11 protein-coding genes and 1 tRNA gene are annotated in these 12582 nt (G+C 69.2%); 7 read left to right on the top strand and 5 right to left on the bottom strand.

Features of this window, described 5'->3' with window-relative positions; translation table 11 throughout:
* Positions 1-75: 75 nt before the first annotated feature.
* Both BM109_RS28415 and BM109_RS28410 read right to left on the bottom strand, forming a co-directional pair.
* Positions 76-150: transfer RNA gene (locus BM109_RS28415), tRNA-Arg, on the bottom strand.
* Between the two features lie 42 nt (positions 151-192).
* Positions 193-864, bottom strand: coding sequence for a TetR family transcriptional regulator (locus tag BM109_RS28410; RefSeq protein ID WP_093350403.1), 672 nt, complete (start codon positions 862-864; stop codon positions 193-195).
* A gap of 178 nt (positions 865-1042) precedes the next feature.
* On the opposite strand from BM109_RS28410, the gene BM109_RS28405 reads away from it, so the two are divergent.
* The 4 genes from BM109_RS28405 (at position 1043) to BM109_RS28390 (ending at position 7815) form a co-directional block, all read left to right on the top strand.
* Positions 1043-2335, top strand: coding sequence for an efflux RND transporter periplasmic adaptor subunit (locus BM109_RS28405; protein ID WP_093350400.1), 1293 nt, complete (start codon positions 1043-1045; stop codon positions 2333-2335).
* A gap of 18 nt (positions 2336-2353) precedes the next feature.
* The gene (locus BM109_RS28400) at positions 2354-5521 is read left to right on the top strand and encodes an efflux RND transporter permease subunit (RefSeq protein ID WP_093350397.1); all 3168 of its coding nucleotides are present in this window, start codon (positions 2354-2356) and stop codon (positions 5519-5521) included.
* Positions 5508-7034, top strand: coding sequence for an efflux transporter outer membrane subunit (locus BM109_RS28395; protein ID WP_093350395.1), 1527 nt, complete (start codon positions 5508-5510; stop codon positions 7032-7034). The genes BM109_RS28400 and BM109_RS28395 overlap by 14 nt, the downstream gene beginning before the upstream one ends.
* 139 nt (positions 7035-7173) lie before the next feature.
* Positions 7174-7815 carry a c-type cytochrome gene (locus tag BM109_RS28390; RefSeq protein WP_093350392.1) on the top strand — a complete coding sequence of 214 codons (642 nt, stop codon included), beginning with the start codon at positions 7174-7176 and terminating at the stop codon, positions 7813-7815.
* 99 nt (positions 7816-7914) lie between these two features.
* Here BM109_RS28390 and BM109_RS28385 read toward each other — a convergent pair whose 3' ends face one another.
* From BM109_RS28385 to BM109_RS28375, 3 genes are read right to left on the bottom strand one after another with little or no spacing between them, the layout of a single operon-like run.
* Positions 7915-8451 carry a DUF2946 family protein gene (locus tag BM109_RS28385; protein ID WP_093350389.1) on the bottom strand — a complete coding sequence of 179 codons (537 nt, stop codon included), beginning with the start codon at positions 8449-8451 and terminating at the stop codon, positions 7915-7917.
* Positions 8452-8455: 4 nt separating this feature from the next.
* On the bottom strand, positions 8456-9547 hold the full coding sequence (locus BM109_RS28380) for a YheT family hydrolase (protein ID WP_371268853.1): 1092 nt from the start codon (positions 9545-9547) through the stop codon (positions 8456-8458).
* A 27-nt stretch (positions 9548-9574) separates the two neighbouring features.
* Positions 9575-10027: a YybH family protein gene (locus BM109_RS28375; protein ID WP_057593960.1), complete on the bottom strand. Its 453-nt coding sequence runs from the start codon at positions 10025-10027 to the stop codon at positions 9575-9577.
* A 218-nt stretch (positions 10028-10245) separates the two neighbouring features.
* Between BM109_RS28375 and rutA the strand changes: the two genes are divergently transcribed.
* The 3 genes from rutA to rutC are packed head-to-tail and all read left to right on the top strand — an operon-like array spanning position 10246 to position 12581.
* Complete coding sequence (gene rutA, locus BM109_RS28370) at positions 10246-11358, top strand: pyrimidine utilization protein A (RefSeq protein WP_093350383.1); 1113 nt, start codon at positions 10246-10248, stop codon at positions 11356-11358.
* A 13-nt stretch (positions 11359-11371) separates the two neighbouring features.
* Positions 11372-12163 (top strand): pyrimidine utilization protein B, encoded by a 792-nt coding sequence (rutB, locus tag BM109_RS28365; protein WP_256222831.1) that lies wholly within the window; start codon positions 11372-11374, stop codon positions 12161-12163.
* A 25-nt stretch (positions 12164-12188) separates the two neighbouring features.
* Positions 12189-12581 (top strand): pyrimidine utilization protein C, encoded by a 393-nt coding sequence (rutC, locus tag BM109_RS28360; protein ID WP_093350380.1) that lies wholly within the window; start codon positions 12189-12191, stop codon positions 12579-12581.
* Position 12582 lies beyond the last annotated feature (1 nt).

The following is a 12582-nucleotide window of genomic DNA, read 5'->3' as shown; positions in this document are numbered from 1 at the left end:
CTGCCTTCGCCCGATGACCGCCCCATGAAAAAGGCCGGAAGCCCCTTGGAGCTTCCGGCCTTTTTGCCGTGTGTCTGGTCCCGCCGCCAGGAATCGAACCTGGATCTCAGCCTTCGGAGGGCCGAATTCTATCCGTTGAAATACAGCGAGAAATGGGTTTCCGGTGAAACCGGAGCCTCGCATTATCGCCTATCACGCGGCCGCTGTTTCGGCTTCGTGCACGGCCGCGCCATTCGCCCCCGTCTGCCGCGCGAAACCGAGGCCCGCGAGGTACACGCGGAAGGTGCGCCGGCCCGTGGGCACGAGGTCGAAGGCCGCGGGATCGAGCAGCCAGTTCTGGATCAGCCCGCTGATCAGCGCATGCAGCCCCTGCGCCGCCACGCTGCCGGGCACCGGCAGCTTGATGCGGGCGCGCCGCGCGGCCAGCCGCAGGGCCTTCTCGAAATCGACCACGCAGGCATTGCGCGCATCGAGATGGCGCTGCTGCACCGAGGCCATGTCGTGGGTGTATTCGACCTTGTGGGTTGCCACGTCGAACACGCGGCGCACCTGCGGGTCGGTGGTCATGAGAGTCAGCGCATGCACCATGCCCTCCTCGATCTCGGCCAGCGGGTCGTCATGGCTCAGGGCCGCGGCCTTGGGCGGCGCCTCCAGCGGAAGAATGACCCGCTCCATCATCGCGTTGAAGAGATCGGCCTTGTCCTTGAAATGCCAATAGATCGCGCCCCGCGTCGCCCCGGCCTGCTGCGCGATCTGCTGCAGCGTGGTCTGGGAGACCCCTTGCGCCTGAAACAGCAACTCCGCGGCATCGAGCAGTCGATTCCGCGTCGCCAGTGCTTCTTCCTTCGTACGACGTGCCACCAAGTCTCCTGATTTGTAAAGGCAACGCCCTTTGCATATCGTGGGGCCATTGCGTGGATGTCACTATACATCCATGAATGTATGTAAACTGTCGCCCTTCCCGATGGCCCACCTGGCCGTGCTGGCTTTCCGGCGCGGCCGCAAAAATCGCCGTCTCCCGTCTTCGCTTCAAAGGAATCGCATGCCTCTCCTGCATGTTTCGCGCCCATCGTTTCTTTCGCCGCGCCTCGCGACCGTGGCTGCCGTCGTGTTGCTGGTCATCGCGGGTTGTTCGAAGAGCGACGCGCCAGCCGGCGCCGGTGCTGCCGGTGGTGGTGGCGGCGGCCATCCCGCCCCCGAAGTGGGCGTGATCGTCGCGGCGCCGGGCGATGTCGGCCTGGTGACCGAACTGCCGGGCCGCCTCGAGGCCTCGCGCGTGGCCCAGGTGCGCGCCCGTGCCGCCGGCATCCTGCTCAAGCGCGAATTCCGCGAAGGCAGCGACGTGAAGGCCGGCCAGCTGCTGTTCCGCATCGATCCGGCACCGCTGGTGGCCGCCACGCAGAACGCGCAGGCCGCACTGGCCCGCTCCGAAGCCAATGCCGCGCAGGCCAAGGCCCTGGCCGACCGCTACAAGCCGCTGGTCGAGGCCAATGCCGTGAGCAAGCAGGAATACGTCAACGCGGTGGCTTCGCAGAAGACCGCAGAGGCCGACGTGGCCGCCAGCCGCGCCGCGCTGCAGACCGCGAAGATCAACCAGGGCTACGCCGACGTGACCTCGCCGATCTCGGGCCGCATCGGCCGCGCGCTGGTCACCGAAGGCGCGCTGGTCGGCCAGGGCGATGCCACCGAGCTGGCCGTGGTGCAGCAGATCAATCCGCTGTACGTGAACTTCACGCAGTCGGCCTCCGACGTGCTGAAGCTGCGCCGCGCGGTCGCCGCGGGCCAGTACAAGCGCGCCAGCGGCGAAGACGCGGCCAGCATCCGCCTGGTGCTCGAGGACGGCACCGACTACGGCCAGGACGGCAAGCTGCTGTTCTCCGACCTCACGGTCGACGCCACCACCGGCCAGGTCACGCTGCGCGCCGAGATCCCCAACCCCAAGGGCGAGCTGCTGCCGGGCCTGTACGTGCGCGTGAAGCTCGAGCAGGCGCAGGTCAGCAACGCGATCACGGTGCCGCAGCAGGCGGTCACGCGCACCCAGCAGGGTGACCACCTGACGGTGGTGGGCGCGGACGGCAAGCTGAGCCAGCGCACGGTGAAGATCAGCGCCGCCAAGGACAACCAGTGGGTGGTGCTCGAAGGCCTGAAGGCCGGCGAACAGGTGATGGTCGACGGCTTCCAGCGCCTGCAGATGATGCCGCCGGGCACGCCCGTGAAGGCCGTCCCGTGGACGAAACCGAATCCCAACGGTGCGGCGCCCGCCGCCGCGCCGGCAGCCTCTGGCGCGGCACCCGCCCCCCAGAAGGCAGCCTCGGCTCCGGCCGAGAAGAAGTAATCAAGGAGCGCGCCCGCAATGGCCAAATTCTTCATCGATCGACCCATCTTCGCGTGGGTGATCGCACTGTTCGTCATCGTTCTCGGCGGCGTGTCCATCACGCAGTTGCCGATCGCCCAGTACCCGCCGGTGGCGCCGCCCGCCATCGTGATCAACGTGGCCTATCCGGGTGCCTCGGCCCAGACGCTCGAGGACAGCGTGCTGTCCGTCATCGAGCGCGAAATGAACGGCTCGCCCGGCCTGATCTACATGGAATCGGTGGCGCAGGCCGACGGTACCGGCGCGATCACCATCAGCTTCGAGCCCGGCACCAACGAAGACCTCGCGCAGGTCGACGTGCAGAACCGGCTCTCGCGCGCCACGCCGCGGCTGCCCTCGGCCGTGACGCAGCAGGGCGTGCAGGTCGACAAGTCGCGCGACAACTTCCTGCTGTTCGCGCTGCTCTCGTCGGACAACCCCGACGTCGACCCGGTGGCGCTCGGCGACTACGTCGCGCGCAACATCGTGCCCGAGCTGCAGCGCATCGAGGGCGTGGGCAAGGTGCAGCTGTTCGGTTCCGAGAATGCGATGCGCATCTGGATCGATCCGGCCAAGCTGCAGGGCTTCAACCTGTCACCGTCCGACGTCAACACCGCGATCCGCGCCCAGAACGCCCAGGTGGCCTCGGGCACGCTCGGCGACCTGCCGAACGTGCCGGGCCAGGCCATCGCCGCCACGGTGACGGTCAACGGGCAGCTCACCAGCGTCGAGCAGTTCCGCGAGATCGTGCTGCGCGCCAACACCGACGGCTCGACCGTGCGCCTGAAGGACGTGGCGCGCGTCGAACTCGGCGGCCAGAGCTATGCCACCTCGGCGCGCCTGAACGGCGTGCCCGCGGTGGGCGTCGGCGTGCAGCCCACGCCGACCGGCAACGCGCTGCGCTCGGCCAAGGCCGTACGCGCGAAGATGGTCGAGCTCGAACGCTACTTCCCCAAGGGCGTGAAATGGGACATCCCCTACGACAGCTCGCGCTTCGTGCAGATCTCGATCACCGAAGTGGTGAAGACGCTGTTCGAGGCCGTCGCGCTGGTGTTCCTCGTGATGTTCCTGTTCCTGCAGAACTGGCGCTACACGATCATCCCGACCATCGTGGTGCCGATCGCGCTGCTCGGTACCTTCGCCACCCTGCTCGCTTTGGGCTTCTCGATCAACGTGCTGACCATGTTCGGCATGGTGCTGGTGATCGGCATCGTGGTGGACGACGCGATCGTGGTGGTGGAGAACGTCGAACGCATCATGAGCGAGGAAGGGCTGTCGCCGCTGGAAGCCACGCGCAAGGCGATGCAGCAGATCTCGGGCGCCATCATCGGCGTGACCGTGGTGCTGATCTCGGTGTTCGTGCCGCTGGCCTTCTTCGCGGGTTCGACCGGCAACATCTACCGCCAGTTCTCGGCGGTGATGGTGGCCTCGATCGGCTTCTCGGCCTTCATGGCGCTGTCGCTCACGCCGGCGCTGTGCGCCACGCTGCTCAAGCCGGTGGAAGCCGGCCACCACCACGAGAAGCGCGGCTTCTTCGGCTGGTTCAACCGCGGCTTCTCGCGCACCGCCAAGGGCTATGAAAGCGTCGTCGCGCGCATCCTGCGCCGCGCCGCGCGCTACCTGATCATCTACGCGGCGATCATCGGCGCGGTGGTGTACTTCTACACGCACCTGCCGAGTTCGTTCCTGCCGCAGGAAGACCAGGGCAACATCATCGTGAACGTGCAACTGCCGCCGGGCGCGACGCAGGAACGTGCGCTGTCGGTGATGCAGCAGGTCGAGGGCTTCATCATGAAGCAGCCCGAAGTGCAGAGCATCGTGAGCGTGATGGGCTTCAGCTTCTCGGGCCAGGGCCAGAACGCGGGCCTCGCCTTCGTGACGCTCAAGGACTGGGAGGAGCGCAAGGACCCGGGCAATTCGGCCAGCGCGCTCGCCGGCCGGGCCTTCGGCGCGCTCTCGGGCATCCGCGACGCCTTCATCTATCCGCTGAGCCCGCCGCCGATTCCCGAACTGGGCAACGCCAGCGGCTTCAGCTTCCGGCTGCAGGACCGCTCGGGCGCGGGCCACGAGGCGCTCGTCAACGCGCGCAACCAGCTGCTGGGCATGGCCTCGCAGAGCAAGATCCTGTCGCAGGTCCGTCCCGACGGCCTGGAAGACGCACCGCAGTTGCAGATCGACATCGACCGCGACAAGGCCAACGCCCTGGGCGTGAGTTTCGACGCGATCAATGGCGCGCTGTCGACCGCGCTGGGTTCGAGCTACATCAACGACTTCCCGAACCGCGGCCGCCTGCAGCGCGTGGTGGTGCAGGCCGATGCCCCGGCGCGGATGCAGCCCGAGGACATGCTCAAGCTCAATGCGACCAACGCACAGGGCCAGCCGGTGCCGCTGGGCGCGTTCGCGACCACCAAGTGGGTCACCGGCGCGACGCAGACGGTGCGCTACAACGGCTATCCCGCGATGCGCATCAGCGGCGACGCGGCGGCCGGCTACAGCACCGGTGCCGCGATGGCCGAGATGGAAAAGCTCGCCTCGCAGCTGCCGCAAGGCTTCGGCTTCGAGTGGACCGGCCAGTCGCGCGAGGAAAAGCTCGCCGGCTCGCAGGCCATGATCCTCTACGGCTTCGCGATCCTGGCGGTGTTCCTCTGCCTGGCCGCGCTGTACGAGAGCTGGTCGATCCCGCTGTCGGTGATCCTGGTAGTGCCGCTGGGCGTGATCGGCGTGCTGCTCGCGACGCTGTTGCGTTCGTACTCGAACGACGTGTACTTCCAGGTGGGCCTGATCACGATCATCGGCTTGTCGGCGAAGAACGCGATCCTGATCATCGAGTTCGCCAAGGACCTGCAGGCGCAGGGCCGCGGCGTGATCGAGTCGGCGCTCGAGGCCGCGCACCTGCGGTTCCGGCCGATCATCATGACCTCGCTGGCCTTCGGCCTCGGCGTGGTGCCGCTGTTCACGGCCTCGGGTGCCGGCTCGGCGAGCCAGCGCGCCATCGGCACCGGCGTGCTCGGCGGGATGGTGACGGGCACCCTGCTCGCGGTGATCTTCGTGCCGGTCTTCTTCGTGGTGGTGCGCACGCTGTTCAAGGGCAGCGCGCGCCAGCACGAGGCCGACAAGCGGCATGCGCAAGCCGCCGGCATCTCGGAGGAAAAACATGAATCTCAATAACAGACTGATTCCCACCGCGCTGGCGGCCACGCTGCTGCTGGCCGGCTGCTCGCTGATCCCCACCTACGAGCGCCCCGCGGCGCCGGTGCCCACCACCTACCCGGGCGATCCGGCGCAGCCGGCCGGGCCGGCGGCGTCCGCCATGCCGTGGCAGGACTTCTTCACCGACCCGCGCCTCGCGGGCCTGATCCAGACTGCGCTGGCCAACAACCGCGACCTGCGCGTCTCGGTGCTCAACATCGAGCAGGCGCGCGCGCAGTTCCAGATCCAGCGCGCCGACCTGTTCCCCGCGCTGGGCCTGTCGGGCAACGGCTCGCGCTCGAGCCCCAACCCGTACCAGGCGATCGACAGCAGCCAGGGCAGCGTGACGTCGCAGTACTCGGTCAACCTCGGCATCACTGCCTGGGAGATCGACTTCTTCGGCCGCATCCGCGCGCTGAAGGACCAGGCGCTGGCGCAGTACCTCGCGACCGACGAAACGCGCAAGGCCGCGCAGATCAGCCTGATCGCCGCGGTCGCCAACGGCTGGCTCACGGTGCTGGCCGACGACGAGCTGCTCGAGATCACGCGCCAGACCTTGAGCACGCGCGAGGAATCGGTGCGGCTGACCAAGCTGCGCTTCGACAACGGCGTGTCGTCCGAGCTCGACTTCCAGGCCGCCAACTCGCTGGCCGAGACCGCGCGCGCCGCCTATGCGCAGCAGCTGCGCACGCGCCAGCAGGACGAGAACGCGCTCGCGCTGCTGCTGGGTGCACCGGTGCCGGCCAGCGCCTTCGCGGGCGCCAAGGGCCTGGGCGGCATCCGCCCGATCCCCGACGTGCCCGCGGGCCTGCCCTCCGACCTGCTGGCCGAGCGGCCCGACATCCGCGCGGCCGAGCAGCAGCTGATCGGCGCCAACGCCAACATCGGCGCGGCGCGCGCGAACTTCTTCCCGCGCGTCTCGCTGACCACCTCGATCGGCACCGCGAGCAGCGAGTTCTCGAACCTGTTCGACCGCGGCACCAAGGCCTGGAGCTTCGCGCCCTCGGTCACGCTGCCGCTGTTCGACGCGGGCCGCAACATCGCGGGCCTCGACTCGGCCAAGGCCGGGCGCGAGATCGCGGTGGCGCAGTACGAGAAGTCGATCCAGACCGCGTTCCGCGAAGTGGCCGATGCGCTCGCGGGCCGCGCCACCTTCGGCGAGCAGGCGCGCGCGCAGCGGGCGCAGGCCGATGCCGAGGCGGTGCGCTTCAAGCTCTCGGACCTGCGCTACCGCAACGGCGTGGCCAGCGCGCTCGACCTGCTCGACGCGCAGCGTTCGCTGTTCACGGCGCAGCAGTCGGCCGTGACCACGCAGCTGCAGCTGCTGCAGAACCAGGTCACGCTGTACAAGACGCTGGGCGGCGGCTGGGCCTCGCGCGATGCGGCCGCGGCCGGCACCGCGACGAGCGGCGCGAGCGGTGGCGCGGCCCCCGCGGCCACGACCGGCGCGGCCGAAACGCCGCCCGCCGTCGTCATCCGCCGCAAGGGCTGAAGCCGCCTCGACGGTTGTTTGCGCGCAAATCCGCGCACGCTCATGCGACAGGCCCTTCGCCTTGCGGCGAAGGGCCTCTCTATAATCGTCGGTTGATTCGAAAAACGCCCCCCGACGAGCCCCCGATTTTGAGGACGCCATGAGCGCAGACCCGCATTACCAGGCCACCGAAGAAGCCCACACCGGTCCGATCAAGAATCCCAAGCAACTGCTGCTGGCGGTCTTTTTCTCCTTCCTCGCACCCATCTTCATCATCGTGGGCCTCGTTGCCTACGTGGTGTCCGGCAACAAGCCGGCAGGTACCGCCGAGGGCGACAACATGGCGCTCTACGGCGTCACCCAGGAAGCCCGCGACCGCGAGGTCGGCGAGCGCCTGAAGAAGATCGGCGCGATCGAGATCCGCGATGCCAACCGCCCGCTGGCGGCCGGCGAAGCGGTGTTCAAGGCCCAGTGCGTCGCTTGCCACGGCGCGCCCGGCATTCCCGGCGCACCGCATCTGAACGACGCGGCTGCCTGGGGCCCGCGCATCGGCCAGGGCTACGCCACGCTGCTCGAGCATGCGCTCAAGGGCAAGGGCGCGATGCCGGCCCAGGGCGGCGGCGACTTCGAGGACCTCGAGATCGGCCGTGCCGTGGTCTACATGGCCAACGCCGGCGGCGCCAAGTTCCCGGTGCCCGAGCGTCCGGCGGCGGCAGCCCCGGCCGATGGCGCTTCGGCCGCCGCAGCACCCGCGGCTTCGGGCGCGGCGCCTGCGGCTCCGGCGGCCAGCGCCAGCAAGTAATTCGGAAGAGGACCGCGGCCCGCGCGCCGCGTCCGCCCAGCAAAAAGCCGGCTTCGCGCCGGCTTTTTCGTGTTCGCTTGCTACGTTTTAGATAGCAATTCAGGCTTGCGTAGCATGGCGTTCGGCCGGGCTCAGCACATGCCCGAAGCGCGCCGGTAGTTCCGCCGCCGTCACCGTCTCGGGCGTCCACAACCCCTGCTCGATCGCATCGGCCGCGAGCCCCACGTCCTGCGTGTGGACCAACCCCAGGCCGAGGCCCGCCGACAGATAGAGGTGCCCATGCTCGTCGAGCAGGCAGCCCGTGACCTCGACGGCCTGCCCCGTGTGGGCCGTCACCGCGAAGCCGGTCTCGGCGATGCGCCACACCAGCGGCGCCGCCTCCAGCTCCACGTAGACCCGCTGCGGCCCGTTCTGGAAGAACCACTGGCCCTCGTCGTCGTGCTCGTAGTTGCGGTGGATGAAGTCGATCAGCTTGTCGTGCCGCAGCATCGAGCCCTTGGCGGCCGGAAACGGTCCCTGGGCCTGGGTGCGGTCGTCGCGCATGTACCAGTTGCCGCGCGCGTCGAGGCCGAGCCAGCCGTAGCAGTGCGGAACGTTGGGCCACTTGGCCAGGGCCTGTCTGACGATGTCGTCCATGGCCTCATTGTCCTCGCGGCGCCGCGCGCACCGCGTCGGCCGGCACGCCGGCCTGGCGGCAGAGCCAGCGCCCGACCTGCTCGGGCATGCCGCGCACATGGCCCGGCGGCCGCCCCATCGGAAAGCCCACGTGGCCGCCGTGCGCGGGCTGCCACAGCGTGACGTGGCGGCCGACCTCGCCGGGCCGCGGCAGGCTGGCCGCGGGAATGAAGGGATCGTTGCGTGCGTTGACCGCCAGCGCGGGCACGCGGATCGCGCCCAGGTGCGGCTTGGCCGAGCCGCGCCGCCAGTAGTCGTCCGCGTCGACGAAGCCGTGCAGCGGCGCGGTGAAGACGTCGTCGAAGGTCCGCAGGTCGCGCGCGGCCGCGAGCCGGGCGCCATCGAACAGCCCCGGGAACTGCGCCAGCTTGGCCAGCGCCTTGGGCTTCATGGTCGCGAGGAACATGCGGGTGTAGACCAGCCGGTTGAAACCGCGGCCGATGGCATCGCCGCCCGCCGCGAGATCGAGCGGCGAGCACACCGAGGCCACCGCGCTCACCACCCGCGAGGCGCTCTCGCCGGCCTCGCCGGCCCAGCGCATCAGCGCATTGCCGCCGAGCGAGACGCCGGCCGCGAGCACCGGCGCGCCGTCCTTGCGGCTCGCGCGCATGCGCGCCAGGATCCAGCCGATCTCCTCGAAGTCACCCGAGTGGTAGGCACGCGGCGCGAGGTTCATCTCGCCGCTGCAGCCGCGGAAATGCGGCACCGCGAAGTCCATGCCGCGCGCGGCGGCGAAGTCGGCGAAGGCCTCGGCATAGTGGCTGCGCGAGGAACCCTCGAGGCCATGAAACAGCACCAGCAAGGGCCGGCCGCCAGACTCGCCCTGCGAACCGGGCGCATCGGCGAAGTCCACGTCGACGAAGTCGCCGTCGGGCGCGGTCCAGCGCTCGCGCCGGTAGACCGGCGCCGCGCCCTCGAAGCGGCGCGCATAGAGCGCGCCCCAGATCGTCTGCAGGTTGCCGCCGGGCAGCCAGCGTGGCGCCAGGTAGTCCATCGCGGACGGCGTCGGCGCATCGGGCGTGCCGGAGGGAAAGGAAGAAGGAAGGAACGCGGACATCGAACGAAGGAAGAGAACGCCCGGCGCTCAGTGCAGCATCTGCGGCAGCTCGTTCGCGTCGTCGGGCTCGCGCGCGCTGCCCGGGCTCGCATGGTGCGCCACCATGCGCCAGCCCTGCGCGGTCTTGTGATAGACGTTGGTCGCCAGCACGAAGGCATGGCGCGGTCCCTCGACCGTGAGCACCTCGATGCGCTCGAGCACGTTGTGGACCGCGCTCGCGATCGAGTCGATCTTGCGCACGTGCGCGGGCGTGGCGTGGATCGCGCCGTTGCCGAACATCTGCTCGAAGGCCGAGCGGATCGCCGCCGTGCCCACCAGCCGCGGACCGCCCGGATGGACGCAGAACACCTCGTCCTCGTCGGCCCAGCAGGCCATCAGCGCGTCGATGTCGCCGCGCTGCAGCGCCTCGTAGAAGGCGGCCTCGATGTCGTCGGCGGTGCCGCCGATGGCCGCGGCGGTGCGGAGTGGGGACTTGGGCATGGGCGTGATTCTGCCGCGCCGTGCGTGACGCGGGCACTGCACTGCTTTGGCACGGCGCGCACCGTGCCGCCGCAGCCTCGGGCGATCGACCGCTCCACTTTGGACCATTTGGACAAAACAACGGCCCTAAAAATCATCAAGCCATTGATTTGAAAGGATTTTTCCGACTGGCACGCCGCATGCAAGGAGCCTCGCCATCCCGCAACCGGAGCTCTTCCATGAACGTCGGCATCTTCATTCCCATCGGCAACAACGGCTGGCTGCTGTCCGAGAACGCCCCGCAGTACAAGCCCAGCTTCGAGCTCAACAAGGCGATCACGCTGAAGGCCGAGCACTACGGCGTCGACTTCGCGCTGTCGATGATCAAGCTGCGCGGCTTCGGCGGCAAGACGGAGTTCTGGGACCACAACCTCGAGTCTTTCACGCTCATGGCCGGGCTCGCGGCCGTCACCACCAAGATCAAGCTGTTCGCCACCGCGGCCTCGCTGGTCATGCCGCCGGCCATCGTCGCGCGCATGGCCTCGACCATCGACTCGATCTCCAACGGCCGCTTCGGCCTCAACCTCGTCACCGGCTGGCAGCGCCCCGAGTACTCGCAGATGGGCATGTGGCCCGGCGACCAGTTCTTCGGCACGCGCTACGAATACCTGTCCGAATACATCCAGGTGCTGCGCGATCTCTGGGGCACGGGCCGCTGCGACTTCAAGGGCACGCATTTCCGGATGGACGACTGCCGCCTGAGCCCGCGCCCGCAGGTCGACATGAAGGTGATCTGCGCCGGCCAGAGCGACGCCGGCATGGCGTTCTCGGCCAAGTACGCCGACTACAACTTCTGCTTCGGCAAGGGCGTGAACACGCCGCGCGCCTTCGCGCCCGCGGCCGAGAAGCTGATCGAGGCCAGCGCCGCCACGGGCCGCCACGTCACCAGCTATGTGCTGATGATGGTGATCGCCGACGAGACCGACGAGGCCGCGCGCGCCAAGTGGGAGCACTACAAGGCCGGCGCCGACAGCGAGGCCATCGCCTGGCTCGGCGCGCAGGGCGCGGCCGACACCAAATCGGGCGCCGACACCAACGTGCGGCAGATGGCCGACCCGACCTCGGCCGTGAACATCAACATGGGCACGCTCGTGGGCTCCTACGAAACCGTGGCGCGCCTGCTCGACGAGGTGGCCGAGGTGCCCGGCACCGAGGGCGTGCTGCTGACCTTCGACGACTTCCTCGCGGGCGTCGAGGCCTTCGGCGAGCGCATCCAGCCGCTGATGAAGAGCCGCGCGCACGTGCCGAGCCCGGTGCCCTCGCGCGCCGAACCCGAACGCCTCGCGGCCTGAACCGGGGCACGCCATGAACGCACCGGCCCGCAACGCCACCCTCACCTCGACCACGCCCGTCGGCGCGCCGCGCGCCGCGGGCGCGCCCGCCCCGCTGATCCTGCCCGCGCGCCCCGAGCCGCTCGCGCTGCATGCGAGCGACACCGCGCTCGTCGTGGTCGACATGCAGAACGCCTATGCCTCGCTCGGCGGCTACGTCGATTCGGCCGGCTTCGACATCTCGGGCGCGCAGGGCACCATCGCCGGCATCGTGCGCGCCATCGCCGCGGCGCGCGCGGCCGGCCTGCTGGTCGTGTTCCTGCAGAACGGCTGGGACGCCGGCTATGTCGAGGCCGGCGGTCCCGGCTCGCCCAACTGGCACAAGTCGAACGCGCTCAAGACCATGCGCGCGCGGCCCGAACTGCAGGGCCGCTTCCTCGCCAAGGGCGGCTGGGACTACGAGCTCATCGACGAGATGAAGCCGCAGCCCGGCGACATCGTCGTGCCCAAGACCCGCTACAGCGGCTTCTTCAACAGCACGCTCGACAGCACGCTGCGCTCGCGCGGCATCCGCCACCTCGTGTTCACCGGCATCGCGACCAACGTCTGCGTGGAGTCCACGCTGCGCGATGCCTTCCACCTCGAGTACTTCGCCGTGATGCTCGAGGACGCCACGCACGAGCTCGGCGGGCCCGCGATCCAGCAGGCCTCGGTCTACAACGTCGAGACCTTCTTCGGCTGGGTCTCCTCGGTCGACCACTTCTGCCGCAGCTTCGCGCCGGCCGCGCTGTCGCAACCCGCCCCGGCCGAAGCCGCCACCGCCTGATCCTCTTTTCTCCAGGAGCCTTCCCATGCCCAAGCAAGCCATCATCCCGCCCGGCACCGGCGTGCCGCTCGCCCCCTACGTGCCCGGCACGCTCGCCGACGGCGTGCTCTACGTCTCGGGCACGCTGCCCTTCGACAAGGACAACAACGTGGTCCATGTCGGCGACGCCGCCGCGCAGGCGCGCCACGTGCTCGCCACCATCCAGGGCGTGGTCGAGGCCGCGGGCGGCACCATGGACGACGTGACCTTCAACCAGATCATGATCAAGGACTGGGCCGACTACGCGAAGATCAACGGGGTCTATGCCGAGTTCTTCCCGGGCACCAAGCCGGCGCGCTTCTGCATCCAGTGCGGCCTGGTGAAGCCCGACGCGCTGATCGAGATCGCCTCGATCGCGCACGTGGGCCGCAAGGCCTGAG

The organism is Variovorax sp. PDC80, from assembly GCF_900115375.1.
GTDB lineage: Bacteria > Pseudomonadota > Gammaproteobacteria > Burkholderiales > Burkholderiaceae_C > Variovorax.
This window is presented reverse-complemented; position numbering and strand designations above follow the sequence as displayed.

Excerpts from the sequence above, each read along its gene's own strand:
- BM109_RS28400 (WP_093350397.1), top strand. The coding sequence starts at position 2,354 with ATGGCCAAATTCTTCATCGATCGACCCATCTTCGCGTGGGTGATCGCA.
- BM109_RS28380 (WP_371268853.1), bottom strand. The coding sequence starts at position 9,547 with ATGTCCGCGTTCCTTCCTTCTTCCTTTCCCTCCGGCACGCCCGATGCG.
- BM109_RS28375 (WP_057593960.1), bottom strand. The coding sequence starts at position 10,027 with ATGCCCAAGTCCCCACTCCGCACCGCCGCGGCCATCGGCGGCACCGCC.
- BM109_RS28385 (WP_093350389.1), bottom strand. The coding sequence starts at position 8,451 with ATGGACGACATCGTCAGACAGGCCCTGGCCAAGTGGCCCAACGTTCCG.
- BM109_RS28390 (WP_093350392.1), top strand. The coding sequence starts at position 7,174 with ATGAGCGCAGACCCGCATTACCAGGCCACCGAAGAAGCCCACACCGGT.
- BM109_RS28405 (WP_093350400.1), top strand. The coding sequence starts at position 1,043 with ATGCCTCTCCTGCATGTTTCGCGCCCATCGTTTCTTTCGCCGCGCCTC.
- BM109_RS28395 (WP_093350395.1), top strand. The coding sequence starts at position 5,508 with ATGAATCTCAATAACAGACTGATTCCCACCGCGCTGGCGGCCACGCTG.
- rutB (WP_256222831.1), top strand. The coding sequence starts at position 11,372 with ATGAACGCACCGGCCCGCAACGCCACCCTCACCTCGACCACGCCCGTC.
- rutC (WP_093350380.1), top strand. The coding sequence starts at position 12,189 with ATGCCCAAGCAAGCCATCATCCCGCCCGGCACCGGCGTGCCGCTCGCC.
- rutA (WP_093350383.1), top strand. The coding sequence starts at position 10,246 with ATGAACGTCGGCATCTTCATTCCCATCGGCAACAACGGCTGGCTGCTG.